This window comes from Agrococcus sp. KRD186 (assembly GCF_017168255.1).
Lineage (GTDB): Bacteria > Actinomycetota > Actinomycetes > Actinomycetales > Microbacteriaceae > Agrococcus.
This window is the reverse complement of sequence record NZ_JABFAP010000001.1, coordinates 862458-881234: the sequence shown is the minus strand read 5'-3', so window position 1 is coordinate 881234 and position 18777 is coordinate 862458. Positions and strand designations below refer to the sequence as shown.

19 protein-coding genes and 1 tRNA gene are annotated in these 18777 nt (G+C 71.9%); 14 read left to right on the top strand and 6 right to left on the bottom strand.

Translation table 11 applies throughout. The features are described from left to right. Positions 1-97 precede the first annotated feature (97 nt). Entirely contained in the window at positions 98-1342 is a 1245-nt protein-coding gene (gene dinB, locus J1M46_RS04220; RefSeq protein ID WP_206446677.1) for a DNA polymerase IV, read from the top strand. Positions 1343-1349: 7 nt separating this feature from the next. Here the strand turns inward: dinB and J1M46_RS04215 are convergent, their stop codons facing one another. Next, complete coding sequence (locus J1M46_RS04215; RefSeq protein WP_206446676.1) at positions 1350-1589, bottom strand: PspC domain-containing protein; 240 nt, start codon at positions 1587-1589, stop codon at positions 1350-1352. Between the two features lie 134 nt (positions 1590-1723). Here J1M46_RS04215 and hutU point away from each other — a divergent pair, with 134 nt between their 5' ends. From hutU to hutC, 3 genes are read left to right on the top strand one after another with little or no spacing between them, the layout of a single operon-like run. Next, positions 1724-3433, top strand: coding sequence for a urocanate hydratase (hutU, locus tag J1M46_RS04210; protein WP_206446675.1), 1710 nt, complete (start codon positions 1724-1726; stop codon positions 3431-3433). Next, a complete protein-coding gene (gene hutG / locus J1M46_RS04205) occupies positions 3430-4413 on the top strand; it encodes a formimidoylglutamase (RefSeq protein WP_206446674.1) in 984 nt (327 codons plus the stop codon). Before hutU ends, hutG begins: the two co-directional genes overlap by 4 nt. Beyond that, positions 4413-5159: a histidine utilization repressor gene (gene hutC / locus J1M46_RS04200; RefSeq protein ID WP_206446673.1), complete on the top strand. Its 747-nt coding sequence runs from the start codon at positions 4413-4415 to the stop codon at positions 5157-5159. The genes hutG and hutC overlap by 1 nt, the downstream gene beginning before the upstream one ends. A gap of 3 nt (positions 5160-5162) precedes the next feature. Here hutC and J1M46_RS04195 read toward each other — a convergent pair whose 3' ends face one another. The 3 genes from J1M46_RS04195 to J1M46_RS04185 form a co-directional block, all read right to left on the bottom strand. Then, positions 5163-5399 carry a PspC domain-containing protein gene (locus J1M46_RS04195; RefSeq protein WP_206446672.1) on the bottom strand — a complete coding sequence of 79 codons (237 nt, stop codon included), beginning with the start codon at positions 5397-5399 and terminating at the stop codon, positions 5163-5165. Positions 5400-5486: 87 nt separating this feature from the next. Then, positions 5487-5572: transfer RNA gene (locus J1M46_RS04190), tRNA-Leu, on the bottom strand. Between the two features lie 70 nt (positions 5573-5642). Then, the gene (locus J1M46_RS04185) at positions 5643-6143 is read right to left on the bottom strand and encodes a PaaI family thioesterase (RefSeq protein WP_206446671.1); all 501 of its coding nucleotides are present in this window, start codon (positions 6141-6143) and stop codon (positions 5643-5645) included. Positions 6144-6229: 86 nt separating this feature from the next. On the opposite strand from J1M46_RS04185, the gene J1M46_RS04180 reads away from it, so the two are divergent. Genes J1M46_RS04180 through J1M46_RS04170 form a run of 3 tightly spaced genes read left to right on the top strand, consistent with a single transcriptional unit; the run spans position 6230 to position 9640 of the window. Continuing rightward, the gene (locus J1M46_RS04180) at positions 6230-7522 is read left to right on the top strand and encodes a M20/M25/M40 family metallo-hydrolase (RefSeq protein WP_342384269.1); all 1293 of its coding nucleotides are present in this window, start codon (positions 6230-6232) and stop codon (positions 7520-7522) included. A gap of 16 nt (positions 7523-7538) precedes the next feature. Beyond that, positions 7539-8372, top strand: coding sequence for an undecaprenyl-diphosphate phosphatase (locus J1M46_RS04175; RefSeq protein WP_206446669.1), 834 nt, complete (start codon positions 7539-7541; stop codon positions 8370-8372). Beyond that, positions 8372-9640, top strand: coding sequence for a cysteine--1-D-myo-inosityl 2-amino-2-deoxy-alpha-D-glucopyranoside ligase (locus J1M46_RS04170; protein ID WP_206446668.1), 1269 nt, complete (start codon positions 8372-8374; stop codon positions 9638-9640). The genes J1M46_RS04175 and J1M46_RS04170 overlap by 1 nt, the downstream gene beginning before the upstream one ends. Positions 9641-9675: 35 nt before the next feature. On the opposite strand, the gene J1M46_RS04165 is transcribed toward J1M46_RS04170, so the two are convergent. Then, complete coding sequence (locus J1M46_RS04165; RefSeq protein ID WP_342384268.1) at positions 9676-10647, bottom strand: PAC2 family protein; 972 nt, start codon at positions 10645-10647, stop codon at positions 9676-9678. Positions 10648-10946: 299 nt separating this feature from the next. Next, positions 10947-12707 carry a DUF222 domain-containing protein gene (locus J1M46_RS04160; RefSeq protein WP_206446667.1) on the bottom strand — a complete coding sequence of 587 codons (1761 nt, stop codon included), beginning with the start codon at positions 12705-12707 and terminating at the stop codon, positions 10947-10949. A 251-nt stretch (positions 12708-12958) separates the two neighbouring features. Between J1M46_RS04160 and J1M46_RS04155 the strand changes: the two genes are divergently transcribed. The 7 genes from J1M46_RS04155 to tatC are packed head-to-tail and all read left to right on the top strand — an operon-like array spanning position 12959 to position 18767. Further along, entirely contained in the window at positions 12959-13657 is a 699-nt protein-coding gene (locus J1M46_RS04155; protein ID WP_206446666.1) for an HAD-IA family hydrolase, read from the top strand. Beyond that, positions 13654-14673, top strand: coding sequence for a tRNA (adenine-N1)-methyltransferase (locus J1M46_RS04150; protein WP_446698555.1), 1020 nt, complete (start codon positions 13654-13656; stop codon positions 14671-14673). Before J1M46_RS04155 ends, J1M46_RS04150 begins: the two co-directional genes overlap by 4 nt. Before the next feature lie 29 nt (positions 14674-14702). After that, complete coding sequence (locus J1M46_RS15725) at positions 14703-15683, top strand: FKBP-type peptidyl-prolyl cis-trans isomerase (protein WP_206446665.1); 981 nt, start codon at positions 14703-14705, stop codon at positions 15681-15683. Between the two features lie 13 nt (positions 15684-15696). Then, positions 15697-16740: a helix-turn-helix transcriptional regulator gene (locus J1M46_RS04140; protein ID WP_206446664.1), complete on the top strand. Its 1044-nt coding sequence runs from the start codon at positions 15697-15699 to the stop codon at positions 16738-16740. After that, on the top strand, positions 16737-17690 hold the full coding sequence (locus tag J1M46_RS04135; RefSeq protein ID WP_206446663.1) for a WYL domain-containing protein: 954 nt from the start codon (positions 16737-16739) through the stop codon (positions 17688-17690). The genes J1M46_RS04140 and J1M46_RS04135 overlap by 4 nt, the downstream gene beginning before the upstream one ends. A gap of 33 nt (positions 17691-17723) precedes the next feature. After that, positions 17724-17966: a twin-arginine translocase TatA/TatE family subunit gene (locus tag J1M46_RS04130; protein WP_342384267.1), complete on the top strand. Its 243-nt coding sequence runs from the start codon at positions 17724-17726 to the stop codon at positions 17964-17966. Between the two features lie 3 nt (positions 17967-17969). After that, entirely contained in the window at positions 17970-18767 is a 798-nt protein-coding gene (tatC, locus tag J1M46_RS04125; protein ID WP_241249012.1) for a twin-arginine translocase subunit TatC, read from the top strand. The last annotated feature ends 10 nt before the right edge of the window (positions 18768-18777 follow it).

Genomic DNA, 18777 nt, shown 5'->3' with positions numbered 1-18777 from the left:
GGTGGGAGCTGCCAGGGTGCGCCGTGCCGGGGTGCTGCATGCCATCCATCTTGCCCTGCCGCGGGTGGACGTGGGCACCGCGTGGGACGATGGAGGCGTGAGCAAGCAGGACGGCTCGAACCGACTGGTCTCGGGTCCGGAGGTCGACGACACGACCGCGACGATCCTGCACGTCGACCTGGACGCGTTCTTCGCCTCGGCGTCCCTGCTCGCCCGGCCAGAGCTGCTCGGCAGGCCTGTCGTCATCGGCCACGACTCGTCGCGCTCGGTGGTCACCGCCGCCACCTACGAGGCGCGCAAGTACGGCGTGCACTCGGCGATGCCGATGGCGCGGGCGCTGCGGCTCTGCCCGAACGCGATCATCCTCGACCCCGACTTCGCGCTCTACTCACGGCTGTCGCAGCAGGTGATGGGCATCCTCGACGAGACCTCTCCCGAGGTCGAGCGGCTCGGCATCGATGAGGCCTTCGTGGGCATCGCGGGGCTCCGGCGGCTCGCCGGCGGCGCGAACCGCATCGGGCCGACGCTGCGCGCCCGCATTCACGCAGAGACCGGGCTGGTGGCCTCCATCGGGGCCGCCGGCACGAAGTACGTCGCCAAGCTCGCCTCCTCACGGGCCAAGCCCGACGGGATGCTCGTGGTGCCGAACGAGCGGGTCGTCGACTTCCTGCACCCGCAGCCCGTCTCGGCGCTGTGGGGCGTGGGGCCGGCGCAGCAGGAGCGGCTGGCCCGCTACGGCCTCCACACCATCGCCGACGTCGCGCACACCTCGCCGGAGCGGCTCAGCTCCTGGTTCGGCGAGGCCACCGGTCGCCACCTCGCCGATCTCGCCTGGGGCCGCGACCCGCGCGCCATCACCGAGCGCGAGCAAGACAAGTCCTTCGGCCACAATCACACCTTCTTCCGCGATGTCACCGACCGCGCCGAGCAGCAGGGTGAGATCCTGCGGCTCGCGACCGGGGTCGGCCGTCGGCTGCGCGACGCCGGGGTGCAGGCGCGCACCGTCACACTCACCGTGCGCTTCCACGACTTCCGGACCATCACGCGCTCCCGCACGCTGCCGGAGGCGACCGACGTCACCCGCGTCATCGTCGAGACCGCCTGGTCGCTGCTCGAGCAGCTCGGCGAGCTGCCGCCCGTGCGGCTGCTGGGCGTGCGCGCCAGCTCGGTGCAGGCCGCAGCCGATCACGGGCTGCTCTGGGACGACACCGAGACGTGGGGGAGCGCCGAGCGCGCGATGGATGCCGTGCATGACCGCTTCGGCGCGGCCACCGTCGTGCCGGCCAGCATGCTGCGCCGCGAGCGCAAGCGCGAGGACACCGGGCCCAGCGGCGGCGACTGAGGAGCGCTCAGCCCCGCGCGAGCCAGCGCTCGAGCGGGATCGAGCCCAGCTCGTCGGGTGTCAGCACCCACACGATCAGGTAGACGAACCAGCTGACGACCGTGAGCGCGAGCAGGATGGTCAGCAGCCGAACGAAGCCGGCGCTCGTGTTGGTGTGGCGGGCGATGCCGCCGCACACGCCGCCGATCATGCGATCCGGCCCGCGGTGGAATCCGGATGCGCGGATGCTCGAGAACAGCGTCGTCATGCCGCAACCGTAGCGCTCGCGATCGTCGTGATCGTCCGGGGAGCGCTCGACGCGCGACACGCTTGACACGCAACCTGTATAGACAGCACCATACAAGCACCGAACCACCACGACGCTCGAAGAGGAGCCACCCGATGCAGGTCACTTCCCCCGGTCACGAGGCCCGCGAGGTCCGCGCCCCGCGCGGCACCGCGCTGTCGGCGAAGAGCTGGCAGACCGAAGCGCCGCTGCGCATGCTCATGAACAACCTCGACCCGGAGGTCGCGGAGCGCCCCGACGACCTGGTCGTCTACGGCGGCACCGGCCGCGCCGCCCGCAGCTGGGCCGCCTTCGACGCGATCGTCGACACGCTGCGCGATCTGGAGGACGACGAGACGCTGCTGGTGCAGTCCGGCAAGCCGGTCGGGGTCTTCCGCACGAACGTCTGGGCGCCGCGCGTGCTGCTGGCGAACTCCAACCTGGTGGGCGACTGGGCGACCTGGCCCGAGTTCCGCAAGCTCGAGGCCGAGGGCCTGATGATGTACGGCCAGATGACGGCCGGCTCCTGGATCTACATCGGCACCCAGGGCATCCTGCAGGGCACCTACGAGACGTTCGCCGCGATCGCCGACAAGCGCTTCGACGGCACCCTCGCGGGCACCATCACACTGACGGGCGGATGCGGCGGTATGGGCGGTGCACAGCCGCTCGCCGTGACCCTCAACGACGGCGCCTGCCTCGTCGTCGACGTCGACGAGGCGCGCCTGCAGCGGCGCGTCGGCAAGCGCTACCTCGACGAGGTCGCCGCCGACCTCGACGACGCGCTCGCCAGGGTGCAGCAGGCGAAGGAGGAGCGCCGCGGCCACTCGGTCGGACTGGTCGGCAACGCGGCAGAGGTCTTCCCCGAGATCCTGCGTCGCCACCGGGCGGGCGAGATCACGATCGACATCGTCACCGACCAGACCAGCGCCCACGACCCGCTCTCGTACCTGCCGATCGGCTACAGCGTCGCCGAGTGGCAGGAGCGAGCCGCGGCCGACGCGGAGGCATTCACGACGGATGCCCGTGCATCGATGGCAGCGCACGTCACGGCCATGGTCGAGTTCCAGGACGCCGGCGCCGAGGTGTTCGACTACGGCAACTCCATCCGCGACGAGGCCCGCCACGGCGGCTACGACCGGGCGTTCGAGTTCCCCGGCTTCGTGCCCGCGTACATCCGCCCGCTGTTCTGCGAGGGCCTCGGCCCGTTCCGCTGGGCGGCGCTCTCCGGCGACCCGGAGGACATCCGCGTCACCGACGAGGCGATCCTCGAGCTGTTCCCCGAGAACGAGCACCTGCACCGCTGGATCCGCGCCGCGCAGGAGCGCGTCGAGTTCGAGGGACTGCCCGCGCGCATCTGCTGGCTCGGCTACGGCGAGCGCCACCGTGCAGCGCTGCGCTTCAACGAGCTGGTCGCCGAGGGCAAGCTCTCGGCGCCGGTGGTGATCGGCCGCGACCACCTCGACTCGGGCTCGGTCGCCTCGCCCTACCGCGAGACGGAGGCGATGGCCGACGGCTCCGACGCGATCGCCGACTGGCCCCTGCTCAACGCCCTCACGGCCGCCTCCTCCGGCGCCACCTGGGTCTCCATCCACCACGGCGGAGGCGTCGGCATCGGGCGCTCGATCCACACCGGGCAGGTCTCGGTCGCCGACGGCACCGAGCTGGCCGCCGAGAAGCTCTCGCGGCTGCTGCTGAACGATCCCGGCATGGGCGTCATCCGTCACGTCGACGCCGGCTACCAGCGCGCCGCCGACGTCGCCGTCGAGCGCGGCGTCCGCATCCCGATGGCACCCGTCATCCGTGACGCCGAGCAGGCGCGGTGACGGTGAGGACCGGTCACCTCGAGCCGCCCGCGTGGTCGGGCCGTGACGACGGCCCGGGCGCCGAGCACGCTCGGTGGCACACCGCGGTGCAGCCCTATGCCGCAGTGCACGAGGGGGCGGATGCGGTGCCCGGCGTCGTGCTCGTCGGCTTCGCGAGCGACGCGGGCGTGCGGCGCAACGACGGCAGGCCCGGCCAGGTCGACGGTCCCGATGCGCTGCGCGCGGCACTCGGCCCACTCGCGCTGGCCGCGCCGCTCACGGCCTACGACGCCGGCACCCTGCGCGTGGAGGGCGACGCGCTCGAGGAAGGGCAGGAGCGCCTGGGGGAGATCCTCCGCAGCGTGATCGATGCCGGCCACCTGCCGATCGGGCTCGGCGGCGGGCACGAGATCGCCTACGGCAGCTACCTCGGCATCGCCGACACCGCGCTGCGCGATGCGCGGCCGCGGCTGGGCGTGCTCAACCTCGACGCGCACTTCGACCTGCGGCGCGCGCCCCGGGCGTCCTCGGGCACGCCGTTCCTGCAGGCGCTCGAGCGCGAGCGGGCACTGGGCCGCCCGATCGACTACGCCGTCCTCGGCATCAGCGAGCCGTCCAACACGCGCGCGCTGTTCGACACCGCGGCGCACCACGGCGTGCGGCACCTGCTCGATGACGACTGCCGCACCGCTGCATCCGTCGACGCCTTCCTGGATGGCTTCCTGGACGCGATCGACGTGCTGTACCTGACGATCGACCTCGACGTGCTGCCGGCATGGATCGCTCCGGGCGTCTCGGCGCCGGCGTCGTTCGGGGTGCCGCTCGAGATCGTGCAGCACGTGTGCGACCGGGTGAGCGCGAGCGGGAAGCTGGCACTCGTCGACGTCGCAGAGCTGAACCCGGCGTTCGACATCGACCGCAGGACGGCGCGCGTCGCCGCGCGCCTGATCCATCGGATCGCGGTGCGCCGCGTCCCGCTCACCGCACCAGGAGCCGCGTGATGCAGGTCGACACCGCCTCGCTCGCCCGCGAGTTCGAGGCGACCGGGGGCGACGGCACGCCGGCGTACGAGCGCATCAAGCGGGTCATCAGCGACCGCATCCGCACCGGCAAGTGGGGTGAGGGTGAGCGGCTGCCGTCTGAGCACCAGCTGGTGGCGGCGCTGGGCATCTCGCGCATGACCGTCAACCGGGCGCTGCGCGAGCTCGCCGACAGCGGCGCGATCGTGCGCAGCATGGGCGTGGGGAGCTTCGTCGCCGAGACCAGGGCCGTCTCGCCGCTGCTCGAGGTGCGCAACATCGCCGACGAGGTGCAGCGGCGCGGGCACCGGCACAGCACCCGGCTCATCTCGCTCGCCGCGGAGGACGCCGACGACCGGCCGTTCGCGGCCGATTCGATGACCGACCGGGTCTACCGCTCGGTCATCGTGCACTTCGAGGACGACACCGCGATCCAGCTCGAGGATCGCCTGGTCAACCCGGCCCTCGTGCCGGAGTATCTGCAGCAGGATTTCACCAGCTCCACGCCCAACGACTACCTCAGCCGCGTCGCGCCGCTGACGCGCACCCAGCTGGTGATCGAGGCGGTGCTGCCGACCGACGAGCAGGCGGCGGTGCTGGGCATCGAGTCGCACGAGCCCTGCCTGCAGATCCGCCGCAGCACCTGGTCGGCGGAGGGCCTCGTGAGCGTCGTGCGGCTCACGCAGCCGGGCGCTCGCAGCCGCCTGGAGGGCGGCTTCGACAGCTGAGGCTCAGCGGCCCAGCCAGCGCTCGAGCGGGATCGACCCCGACTGGTTCGGCGTCAGTATCCAGACGACCGCGTAGGCGCCCCAGCCGACCACCGGCAGTGCGAACAGCAGCAGCATCAGCAGCCGCACGAGCCACACGTTCACGCCGGTCTTGGCGGCGATGCCGCCGCCGATGCCTGCCAGCAGGCGAGCGGGGCCGCGGCGGAAGCCGGCCGAGCGGATGGAGTTGAAGAACGACATGCGGCGACGCTACTCGCGCAGCCTGTGCGCGGCCCGCGTCGCGAGCCGAGAAGAGGCCCGGAGCGATGAGCTCCGGGCCTCTGCCTGTGCGCGAGGGGGGACTTGAACCCCCACGCCCTAATACGGGCACTAGCACCTCAAGCTAGCGCGTCTGCCAATTCCGCCACCCGCGCAAGGTGTCGGACCACTTGGTGGACCAAGAGAAGACATTAGCACGGCCCGCGACGCGCTCACGACCATCGCTCATGCTGCCGGGGCGTCGAGCTGCATCACCAGCAGCGTGCCGGAGGCGGTCGCGACGACGCGGCCCGACGCATCCGTCACCTCGCCCTCGGCGAAGACGACACGGCGCCCCGGCTTCACCACGGTGCCGGTGCAGGTCAGCTCGTCGCCGGCGCGCACGGGGCGCAGGTAGCTCACCTTCAGCTCGATCGAGGTGTAGCCGGTGCCGGCGGGCAGCGTCGTGTGCGCCGCGCATCCCAGCGCCGAGTCGAGCAGCGTGCAGACGAGACCCCCGTGGATCGCACCGATCGGGTTCGCGTGCGACTCGTCGGGCGTGCAGCGGAAGACGGCGGTGCCCGGATCGACCGACTCGAGCGTGAAGCCCATGCGGTCGGCGATGGGCGGTCCGGGCAGCTCGCCGGCGAGCATCGCCCGCAGGTAGTCGATGCCGGGCATCGTCGGCATCACCTGCAGGCCGATCGACGGGTCGGACCACGTGTACGTGCTCGAGCGCTCGGGCATCCTGCTCCTTCGTGCGTCTGGCGGGTGCCCTCAGGCTAGCCGCGGCGCGGGCGGTGCGCGCAGCCCCGAACGACTAGCCTTGCGTGGTGACCGACCGCCTGACCCGCACCGCCCAGATCGCCAGGGACCTCATCCGCATCGACACCCAGAACTGGGGCGGCGGCCGCTCGAACGGCGAGGCGGATGCGGCGGCCTACGTCACCGAGGTGCTGACCGCGATGGGCGTGGCGAGCGAGACCTTCGAGTCGGCGCCCGGCCGCGCGAGCGTCGTCGCCCGCATCGAGGGCGAGGACCCCTCGCTGCCGCTGCTGGTCGTGCACGGCCACCTCGACGTGGTGCCCGCCGACGCGAGCGAGTGGAGCGTCGACCCCTTCGCGGGCGAGATCCGCGACGGCCTGCTGTGGGGCAGGGGAGCGGTCGACATGAAGCAGATGGACGCGATGATCCTGGTCGCGCTCGAGCGCATCCTCGCCAGCGGCAGGAGGCCGCGCCGCGGGCTCGTGATCGCGTTGTTCGCCGACGAGGAGGCCGGCGGCGCGTACGGCTCGCAGTTCCTGGTGCGCAACCACCCGGAGCTCTTCGCCGGCGCCACCGAGGCCATCAGCGAGGTGGGCGGCTACTCGATCGACATCGCCGGGCAGCGGGCCTACCTGCTGCAGACCGCCGAGAAGGCCCTGCAGTGGATCCTGCTGCGCGCCAGGGGCACCGCCGCTCACGGCTCGCAGCACATGCGCGACAACGCGGTCACGAAGCTCGCCCGCGCCGTCGCCGCTGTCGGCGCGCACGAGTTCCCGGTCGAGTACACCGACACCACGCGCGCGCTCTTCGCCGGCATCGCCGAGCTGCTCGGCATGGATGACGACGACCCGGATGCGGTGGCCGAGCAGCTGGGATCGGTGTCGCGCTTCCTGCGCTCGAGCCTGCGTCACACGGCCAACCCCACGATGCTGGAGGCCGGCTACAAGCACAACGTCATCCCCTCGGTCGCGGAGGCGCGCATCGACGTGCGCCCGCTGCCGAGCCGCGAGCAGGAGGCGCTGGATGCCATCCGCGAGCTGGTCGGGGACGAGATCGAGGTGGAGCTCGTGCACGGCGACGTCGGCCTCGAGCAGCCCTTCGGCGGCGAGCTGGTCACGTCGATGACTGCCGCCATCGGCAGGCACGACCCCGGCGCACCGGTGCTGCCGTACATGCTCTCCGGCGGCACCGACAACAAGGCGCTCTCCGAGCTCGGCATCGCCGGCTACGGCTTCGCGCCGCTCAAGCTCACGCCGGATCTCGACTTCGCGGCGATGTTCCATGGCGTCGACGAGCGCGTGCCGCTCGACGCGCTCGAATTCGGCACCGACGTGCTCGAAGACCTGCTGCTGACCTACTGAGGACTCTGCTGAACCCATGGACTGGCTGATCGCGATCTTGCTCGGTGCGCTGCAGGGCGCCACCGAGTTCCTGCCCATCTCCTCCAGCGCCCATCTGCGCATCGCCGGCCTCTTCCTGCCGGGCGCTGAGGATCCCGGCGCCACCTTCACCGCCATCACCCAGATCGGCACAGAGCTCGCGGTGGTGATCTTCTTCTGGAAGGACATCACCCGCATCATCACCAAGTGGTTCCAGCAGTTCTCCGGCAAGACCGACCGCAGCGACCCGGACGTGAAGATGGGCTGGCTGGTGATCATCGGCACGGTGCCGATCGTGGTCGCCGGCGTGCTCTTCCAGGACCTCATCCGCGACCAGCTGCGCAGCCTCTGGATCACGGCGACGGTGCTGATCGTCTTCGGCATCATCCTCGGCATCGCCGACATGCTGGGCCGCCGCGTGAAGACGCTCGAGACCACCACCTACAGGGACGGGCTGCTGATCGGCGTCGCCCAGGTGCTCGCCCTCATCCCCGGTGTCTCGCGATCCGGCGCCACCGTCACGATGGGCCGCGCGCTCGGCTACGAACGGCCCGCAGCCGCCAAGTACGCGTTCTTCCTCGCCGTCCCGGCCGTCTTCGGCGCCGGCATCTACGAGACCATCCAGGCGGTCAGCGAGCCGAGCTCCGTCGGCCTGGGCATGGGCCCGACGATCGTCGCGACCGCGGTCGCCTTCATCGTCGGCCTGGGGGTCATCAAGTGGCTGATGGACTGGATCTCGCGCCGAAGCTTCATGCCTTTCGTCGTCTACCGCATCGTGCTGGGCGTGCTGCTGCTGCTCGCGCTCAGCGCCGGCTGGATCGAGGCGCTCTGATGCACAGCTGGCAGCGTCCGGTGGTGCCCTCGCTCGATGCGTTCGGAGCGGGCGAGGGCACCCGCCCGAGCGTCCACGACGTGCGCACGGATGCCCGGGTGGTCGTGCCCGACGGGCCCACCGCATCCATGTACACCTGCGGCATCACCCCGTACGATGCGACTCACCTCGGCCACGCGTTCACCTACCTCGCGTTCGACACGCTCACGCGCGTCTGGCTCGACGCCGGCATCGAGGTGCGCACCGCGATGAACTCGACCGACGTCGACGACCCGCTGCTCGAGCGCGCGAAGCGCGACGGCGTCGACTGGCGCGAGCTCGCGCAGCGGCAGCAGCAGCTCTTCCGCACCGACATGGAGGCGCTGCGCATCCTGCCGCCCGACCACTGGGTCGCGGTCACCGAGCGCATCCAGCCCATCGGCGACGCCGTGCGGCGACTGCTCGACTCCGGCGACGCCTACCGACTGGCGGCGCCCGAGGGCGAGGGAGCCCTGGGCGAGGACGTGCTGTTCGACACCACGCGCGCGCGGCGGTTCGCCGTCGGCGAGGGCAGCCGCACCGATGCGGCGCAGATGCTCGAGCTCACGCGCGAGTTCGGCGGCGATCCCGACCGCCCTGGCAAGCGCTCGCCGCTCGACCCGCTGCTGTGGCGCGCGGAGCGCCCCGGGGAGCCCGCCTGGGACTCGGCGGTCGGCCGCGGGCGCCCGGGCTGGCACCTGGAGTGCACCGTCATCGCGATGGACGAGCTGGGATCGCCGTTCACGGTCGCCGCAGGCGGCCGCGACCTGCGCTTCCCGCATCAGGAGCTGCAGGGACACCACGCCATCGCGCTCGGTGCGCCGCTGTTCAGCATGACGCGGCTCAACGCCGGTCTGGTCGCCTATCAGGGCGAGAAGATGTCGAAGTCGCTCGGCAACCTCGTGCTGGTGTCGAGGCTGCTCGAGCAGGGCGCCCGGCCGGCGGCGCTGCGCCTGGCACTGCTCGACCACCACTGGCGGCAGGACTGGGAGTGGGCCGACGACGAGCTCGAGGTCGCCGAGCAGCGGCTCGACCGCTGGTTGGCGTGGTCGACCACCCCGGACGACGACCCGTCGCTGGCGGAGTCGGTCGTGCCGTGGCTGCGCGTGACGCTCGCCGACGACCTGAACACGCCGGCCGCGCTGCAGGCGGTCGACGCGTTCATGCAGCGCGCCCCCGCCGACGCAGGCAGCCTCGCTGCGATCGACGCTCTGCTGGGCATCGATCTGTCCGCCGTGGCGGCGCGCTGACGCACGCGACCGGCTGAGGCCGCGCCGATCGATGCTCAGACCGGCGGCGCGTCGTCGTCCAGCTGGTCGTCGGTGCGCGGACCGGCGGACGGCGGGGGAGGCGTGCTGCTGCCGCCTTGGCGAGGCGGCTTCGGGCCCTGATCGCGCAGGAAGCGCTCGAACTCGTTGGCGATCGCCTCGCCGCTCGCCTCGGGGCTCTCGACGGCGTCGCGCTGCTCCTCGAGCTTGCCGATGTAGGCCCGCATCTCGTCGTCGCGCTCGGTGATCTCGTCGATGCCGCGCTCCCACTCGCCGGCCTGCTCCGGCAGGTCGCCGAGCGGGATGGTGACGTCGAGCAGCTCCGAGAGCCGGTCGAGCAGCGCCACGACGGCCTTCGGCGCCGAGGCGTTGTGCACGTAGTGGGGCACCGATGCCCACAGCGATGCGGTCGCGATGCCTGCCTCGCCGGCGAGCAGCGCCAGCACCGACATGACGCCGGTCGGGCCCTCGTAGTCGCTGGCGACCGCACCGAGCCGCGACTGCAGCTCGGCGCTGTCGCTGGTGATCGAGGTCGAGATCGGGCGGGTGTGCGGCACATCGGCCAGCATCGCGCCCACGAAGACGATCGCGTCGATCTCGCAGCCACGCGCGATCTCCAGGAATTCCGCCGCGAAGGCCGTCCAGTTGCGGCTCGGCTCGGCACCGACGAGCGCGAAGACCTCTCCCTCGTTGCCGGAGGAGACGTCGAGGCCGGCGTCCGCGGCGAGCGCGGTCCTGCTGGAGGGCCGGGTGGGTGCGTACGCGATCGTGGCGGGCCACTGCAGCGCACGTGTGCCGTCCTCGAGCGTGCGCACCACCGGCCGGTGCAGTGCGAAGTCGACGAAGTCCTCGGGTTCGATCTCGTCGAACGCCTCGAGCTCGCATGCCTCGATCAGCTTCCGCACCGCACCGCTCGCGGCGTCGCCCGCATCCGTCCAGCCCTCGAAGGCCACGACCATGATGCGACCCTCGATGGGTCCTCGTGCCACTGACGGCACCTCCTCGCGTCAAACGGCCACTCTACGCGCGCGTGCTGGAGCTGAGAGCGGGCGAGGTGTCTCACCCAGCGAGTGAGGGCATAGGTGATGCAGTGCCTGACGCGGGGTGAGCGCGAGAGCCCGCGGCCCGCGGTCTGGAGTTGACGGTCCGTCGGCCTCAGTGCTGCCATGTCGAGGTGCCCGCTGGCGGCCATGGTCTCGCTCTTGCCGTGGACGCAAGTCGGCCAGGTCGACGCCGGCGATGCCTGCCCGCACCACCAGCCGGTGGCGTCCTCGTCGGGCGCAGAGGTTCACAGCTGCATCACGATGTGGGCCGGCGGTGCGAGATCGAGCGCGATCAGCCGGCCGGGTGGGCTGGACCGGCGATCGAGGAGTGCGCGGACTCGCGGTTCGATGCCGCGCGATCGCGGTTCCGGTCGTACTTCAACGCGGTGCGGCCGCGGTTCCGGTCGTACTTCGACGCCGTGTGGTCGCGGTCGCGTGGTCGTGCGGCGGCGCGGCGCCCTCGTCATGGGTGTCGGCGGCGAGATCTCGGTATCGAAGGCGTCGTCGGGGAGCTTGATGGCGAGCGCGGGCGTCGCTGCTGCCGCGACGCTGCCGGCGCTGCGGGGCGTCGACGCCTCGCCCCTGCGGCTGGTGCGTGCGTAGCGGTCGGTGGGGCGCAGCTGGGGGATGATGCGCCAGTGGCCGGGTTCTGGGCTGGCGGCTTCGACGCGGAGGCGGCCGGCGTGGATCTCGTGGTGGTGGTAGACGCAGACGAGGATGCCCCAGTCGATATCGGTGGGGCCGCCGTCGTCCCAGGGGGTGATGTGGTGTGCCTCGCACCAGGAGGCGGGCATGCCGCAGCCGGGCACCCGGCAGCCCTTGTCGCGGGCGGCCAGCGCGCGCCGCTGGGCACGGTTGAACAGCCGCTCGGTGCGGCCCAGGTCGAGCACCTGGCCGACGCCGTTGACGACGGCGTGGTGGATGGTCGAATCGCACGCGAGCCGGGCGACGGTCTCGATCGGCACCAGATCACCGGTGTGCTCGATCGTGAGCGTCCGATCGGGGCAGGGGCGGTCGTGCAGGAAGGCGTTGAACGCGTCGATGGTGCCGGTGAACACCAGCGTGGGCGCCTCACCGCCCGCGACCGGCGCATCGCCGGAGGCGGCGTGGCCGCGGGCGAGGCCGATGATGATGTCGTGCGCGCGCTGATCCTTGGTGCGGTCGTCGACCACGCCCGAGTCGTCGCCGGCGGGGTTGCCGTTGAGGTCCACGTGCCGGCCGGCGTCGCAGTCGTCGCCGCACGCCTCGCCGCAGCCATCGTGGCCGGTGTCGCGGAAGGCGACCTTCACCCGCGGACCCTGGTGCGCGTCGACCACGGCCTTCAGCGAGGAGCCATCCTCGGCCGGGGACCAGCCGCGCCAGCCCCAGCCGCCGCGCTCGCGCCAGATGCGGAACGACCGCTCGGTGCGCTGCCGCTCGTCCGCCGGCAGCACCCCGTCCGGATCGATCGCCGCGGCGTAGAGGCGCGCCTGATCGACCAGCCGCTCGGGCACCAGCGGGAAGTCGCGATCGGTGGCAGCTTCGACCAGCAGGCCCTCCGCCCACGCCAGCCGCTCCAGATCCGCGCGCGGCGCCGCCGGCTCCAAGGCGCCCACGATCGTGCGCGCCTGCTCCAGCGACAGCGCGCCCGCGTCGATCGCCGCCGCCACCCGCGGGTACTTGACCGCGATCTCGGCGCCGGTCAGCGACATCCCCGGGCTCGTCATCGCCGCCAACGACAGCAGCTGCTGCGCATCGCGGGCGCGGATGCCGAACGACTGCGCGAGCGCCTCCTTCGCGCTCCGCCGCCCCATCGCGCGACAGATCTGCCGATCGGCCGGACCCTTCGAGCGCTCCTCCACCAGACCCGCCAGCCGCACCTGCAACGCATCCACGATCCGCGACAGCGCCGCCGTACCCGCCAGCACATCCTCGACCACCGCGACCGGCGCGGCCGCGAGCGAATCGACACGATCGAGCACGGCACGCGCGGCATCCACCGCCACGCCCATCTGCTGCTCGGTCACCATCGACTCCGTCCGTCGCGACGAGAGTAGATGCGGCCACCCACACGACTCTCGAATGCCTGTTCGAACAAGGCTAGCCGAGGCCACCCACACGGGTGCGGGCAGAGCGGCAGGCTGTGGAAAAACGGGTGCCGCCCCAGTCGTCGCCGTCCTCATCAAGGGTCCTGGCGTTGTGGGGCTTGCCTCCGCTCCGATGGGTGTTCCTGTCGCCGCGCGGCCGAAGCGCCTGAGGCACGTCGTAGGCTGTCGCGGTGACCTCGCCCGCTCCTCACGCCGTCTCACCCGTCCTCGATGCCGTGCTGTTCGACATGGACGGCACCCTGATCGACACCGAGCCGCAGTGGATGGCCGCGGAGGCCCGCCTGGCCGCAGAGCACGGCATCCCGTGGGGGACTGCGGAGGCCGAGGCGCTCGTCGGTGTCGACCTCTGGGACGGCGCGCGCGTCTTCATCGCGAAGGGCGTGCCGCTCGACGAGGATGCGATCGTCGCGCGCCTGGTCGGAGAGGTGCTCGGAGCCATCGGCGACGAGCTGCCCATGCGGCCCGGAGCGCTCGAGCTGCTGCGCGCGCTGCTCGAGGCCGAGGTGCCGGTGGCGCTCGTGACCATGTCGACGCGCGAGATCGTCGACCGCGTCGAGGCCGCCCTCGCCGAGCGGCTCGGCCGCGCGCCCTTCACCGTGACCGTCGCCGGCGATGAGTGCACGGAGGGCAAGCCGCACCCCGAGCCCTACCTGCAGGCGCTGCGGATGCTGGGCGTCGGCGCCGAGCGCGCCGTCGCGATCGAGGACTCGCTCAACGGCGCGCGCAGCGCGCTCGCAGCCGGGCTCACGACGATCGGCGTGCCGCACGCCGTCGACGTCTCGCAGCTGCCCGGCATCGTGCACTGGCCGAGCCTCGCCGACCGCACCGTGGCCGAGCTCGCGGCGAGCATCGGGCAGGCCCGCGCATGATGGGCAGGACCGGCCCCTTCCAGTGGGGCGACGTGGTGCAGCTGACCGGACCGAAGCAGCGCATGTACACGATCGTGCTCACCGAGGGCAAGCAGTTCGGCACCCAGAAGGGCGCCGTGCCGCACTCGGCGGTCGTCGGGATGGACGACGGCTCGCTCGTCACCGTCGGCGAGGCCGAGCACCTGGCGATCCGCCCGCTGCTGCAGGACTACATCATGTCGATGCCGCGGGGGGCGGCGATCATCTACCCCAAGGACGCATCCCACATCCTCGGCTTCGCCGACATCCACCCCGATCTCACCATCGTCGAGGCCGGCGTCGGCTCCGGCGCACTCTCGCTCTGGCTGCTGCGCGCGCTGCACGGCACGGGCCGACTCGTCTCCTTCGAGCGACGCGAGGAGTTCCGCGACGTCGCCGAGGCGAACGTGACGGGGTTCTTCGGCGAGCGCCCCGGCAACTGGGAGACGGTGCTCGGCGACCTCACCGACGAGCTGGGCGAGCACGTGGGCGATGGCGAGGCCGATCGCGTGCTGCTCGACATGCTCGCGCCGTGGGAGTGCGTCGACGCGACCGCCACCGCGCTCCGCCCCGGTGGCCTGGTGCTCTGCTACGTCGCCACCGTGACGCAGCTCTCGCGCACGGTCGAGGCCATCCGCGCCGACGGCCGCTTCACCGCGCCCAAGTCGTCCGAGACGCTCGTGCGGGGTTGGCACGTCGAGGGCCTCGCCGTGCGGCCCGACCACCGCATGGTCGCCCACACCGGCTTCCTGATGACCGCCCGCCGCATCGCCGACGGCGTCGAGCTGCCCTCGTTCCGCCGCCGAGCGGCCAAGGCAGACTTCGCCGAGGCCGACATCGAGGCATGGACTCCCGGCGCGGTGGGCGATCGCACCCCGAGCGCCAAGCGCGCGCGCCGCGCACGCCGTGACGCGCAGCGGCAGGCGGAAGCGATCGCGGCGGGTTCCGAGCCGGCTGGCGGGGCAGCGTCAGGCGTCGACGGCGCGCAGGTAGACTGACCCGGTCCCGATCTCTGAAAGGCATCGTTGTGCGCACACGCCCCCTCATGATCGCCGCGCTGCTCGTCGCCGCGGCCGGTCTCACCGCCTGCCAGGCACCTGCAGGCAGCATCGACGGCTGCATGCCGACCCTGCCCGCCGGGGCCGCGTCGAACCAGGTGAGCGTCGAGCAGACCGAGGGCGCGCCCACCGTCGACTTCGAGATCCCGCTGGTGTCCGAGGGCGACCAGGCCACGCTCATCGGCGGCGACGCTGACCGCGTCGAGGACGGCGACGTCGTCGACGCGAACTACGTCGTCTACTCCGGCAAGACCGGCATGATCATCACCAGCTCGTATCCCGAGCCCGGCTCCGACGCACCGGCCGCGGATGCCCTGCGCCTGTCGGCCGGCGGCGAGACGGCGCTCAGCCAGGCGGTCACCTGCGCAGCACCTGGCTCGACCATCGTGCTCACCACCACCATCGAGAGCCTCTTCGGCCCCGGCGCCGAGTCGCCGCAGATGGACATCGCGGCGGCCGACACCGCCGTCGTCGTGCTCGACATCACCGGCGCCTACCCGGGCCGTGCTGAGGGCAACGCGCGCCCCGGCCAGCAGGGTATGCCCGCCATCGCCCTCGCCACCGACGGCCGCCCCGGCGTCACCTTCCCCGGCGGCCCCGCACCGGAGGAGCTCACGATCATGCAGAGCATCGAGGGCACCGGCGAGACGATCGCAGCGGATGACACCGTGCTGCTGCACTACACCGGCGTCATCTGGGAGCGCGAGGAGGTGCTCGACTCCTCATGGGAGAAGGGTGCGCCCGTGGCCTGGTCGATGGACGACCCGGGCCTGATCCCCGGCTTCGTCGACGCGGTCGTCGGCCAGCCGGTCGGCAGCCAGATCGTCGTGTCCATCCCGCAGGAGCTCGGCTACAGCGACCCGGCGACCCGCCCAGCGAGCGTCCAGGACGGCGATCACCTGCTGTTCGTGATCGACATCCTCGACCGGCTCGAGCCCGTCGCCGACTGACGGCGACTCGTCGATGAATCGCGTCGAGGCCGAGGAGCGCCAGTTCTCGCTGCTGCTCGCGCTCGTGGACACGAGCGTCGGCTTCACGAAGCACGAGCTCTTCGTGCGCGTCGCCGGCTATCAGGGCCAGCCGGTCGGCGATGCGCTCGAGCGGATGTTCGAGCGCGACAAGGACGCGCTGCGCGAGCACGGCATCGTCATCGACGTCGTGCAGCCGCCGGGCGATGACAGCAACCAGGAGGCCCGCTATCGCGTGCTCGACGGCGTGCTCGGCTCACCCGCAGAGCTGCAGTTCGACGCCGAGGAGCGCGACCTGCTCGATCTCGCCCTGCGCGTGTGGCACGAGGGCGGCCTGACCGAGGAGTCGCAGCGCGCGGCGCTGAAGCTGCGCGCCGACCCCGAGTTCCGCGGCGGTCTGCCGCTCGAGCGCACCCCGGGTCGCACGAGCGATCCCGACGGCGCCGAGCCGGCCACCGCATCCATCCTGCAGCCGCGCCAGCGGCCGCGCGAGAGCGCCTTCCAGGCGTTGAAGCGCGCCGCCGACCGCCGCCGCGAGGTGGTCTTCGACTACCTGAAGCCGGGGGAGCGGACACCCCGCAGCCGCACGGTGCAGCCGTGGGCGGCGGTGCTGTTCCGCGGCCGCTGGATGCTGGTCGGCCACGACCTCGGCGCCGAGGACACCCGCACCTTCCTCATGCAGCGCATCGTCTCACCCGTGAAGGATCGCGCGGCGAAGCAGCCCTTCGAGGCGCCGGGAGATGCCGCGACCACTGCGCTGGCCAAGCTCGAGGAGATCTGGGCGACCGCCTCGGTGGGCGTGCACGCGCTGCCCGGCAGCGACGCCGACATCCGGCTTCGGCACCGCCGCGACACGAGCGAGGAGGACGGCCTGCTCGTCGTCCACCATGCCGACCGCCACCTGATCGCCGACGAGCTGACCGGCTTCGGCTCCGACGTCGCCGTCGCCTGGCCTGCCGAGCAGCGCGAGCTCGTGCGCCAGCGCCTCGAGCGCATCCGCGACGCCCATGCAGAGGCCACCGGGGAGGCTGCATCGTGAGCGAGAGCCGCATCGAGCGGGGCATCGGCCTGCTGCTCTCGCTCATCCAGTACGTCACCGCATCCGGGTCGGTGACCGTGCAGGAGGCCGCCGCCCACTTCGGCGTGCCCGAGCAGCGCATCCGCGAGGCCGTCGAGCGGGTGTTCATGGCCGGGGTGCCCGACGGCGCCGGCGACTTCATCCGCTTCGACATCGACTTCGACGCGTTCGAGCAGCAGGACGTCATCTCGGTGACCATGCGACCCGCCTTCGAGGACGAGACGGTGCGCCTCTCGCCGCGCGAGGCGAGCGCGCTGATCGCCGGGCTGACGCTCGTCGCCGGCTACACGGAGGCAGCGCCCGAACGGGTCGCGGCGCTGCGCGACAAGCTCCGCAGCGCCGCCTCGCAGGGCGCCGACACGGTCGCCGTCGACACGCTCGCCGTGCCGCTGGCGGCGCAGCGCATCCGCGACGCGATCCGCGACCGCTCCGTGCTGGCGATCGACTACCGCAAGCCCGGGGCCGGCACGCAGCGCCGCCGCATCGCGCCGGTGGCGCTCAACCTCAACGAGGGCCAGGTCTTCGTCGAGGCCGCCGACCTCGACAAGCAGGGCATGCGCACCTTCCGGCTCGACCGCATCGAGGCGATCGAGCCGACGCACGATGCATGGCCGTATGCGCTGCCCGAGCGGGAGCGCACGGTCACGGGCAGTGCACAGGTCGTCGCGACCCGCGCGGCAGCGGCCATGCTGCGCGACTACGCCACCTCGGAGCCGGTCTCCGTGGACGGCGAGCGCGTGCGGCTCGACATCGAGGTGTGGAGCGAACCGGCCGTGCTGCGCGCTGTCGCTGCCTGCGGCGGAGACGCCGAGATCGTGGCACCGGCCAGCCTGCGACGCGCCATGCACCGCTTCGCGGTCGACGCGCTCGGCGGCCCGAGCGGCGAGCGGGAGCAGACGCCGCGGGACTGACGCACCCGGCCCACCGCGATGCCGGTAGGATGGGTGACGACCAGGACAGGGCGGAAGGCGATCATGGGTGGAATTCTCGGCAATGCGGGAGCGCATTGGTGGATCATCCTCATCATCGTCGTGCTCGTCTTCGGTGCGACGAAGCTGCCGGCGCTCGCCCGCAGCCTCGGGCAGTCGGTCAACATCCTGAAGAAGGAAGTCAAGGGCGACGGTGCGAAGGACGACGCCGCCGGCCCCGACGGCGGCGACTCGACCGCCAGCACCGACCGGAAGTAGCCGATGGCCCGCAAGGGGCGCACGGCTGAGCGGCAGTCGAAGCTGGAAGGCCGCATGCGGCTGGCGGAGCACCTGCGCGAGTTCAAGCGGCGTTTCTACATCTCCGGTGCCGCCATCGTCGCGGCCGCCATCGGCGGCTTCTTCCTCGCGGAGCCGCTGCTGCGGCTGCTGAGCGCGCCGCTCGTCGAACTGCAGGCGGCGGGGCTCGACGTCGAGCTCAACATCACCAACATCACCCAGGCCTTCGACGTCCAGATGCGCATCGGCTTCCTGCTCGGCATCATCATCTCGAGCCCGATCTGGATCTGGCAGCTGCTCGCCTTCATCGTGCCGGCGCTGCGCACGATCGAGCGCCGCTACGTGTTCGGCTTCATCGCCGCCGCCGTGCCACTGTTCATCGCGGGCTGCACGACCGGCTGGTTCGTGCTGCCGCGCATCATCCGCCTGTTCGTCGGCTTCACGCCCGACGGCTTCACCGCCTTCCTCGGCGCGACCGACTACTGGGACTTCTCGCTCAAGCTCGTCTTCGCCGCCGGCGTCGCCTACACGCTGCCGGTCGTGGTCGTCTTCCTCAACCTCGCCGGCGTCGTCTCGGGGAAGGCGATCCTGGGCGCGTGGCGCTGGGCCATCCTGACGGCCACGCTGTTCGGCGCCTTCGTCACGCCGGCCGGCGACGTGTGGAGCATGTTCATCATCTCCGTGCCGATGGTCGTGCTCTACTTCGCTGCCGCGGGCATCGCGCTGCTCGTCGACCGGCGGCGCGCCAAGCGCGCGGCTGCCTCTGCCAAGGTTGATGCATGAGCGCGGTGAC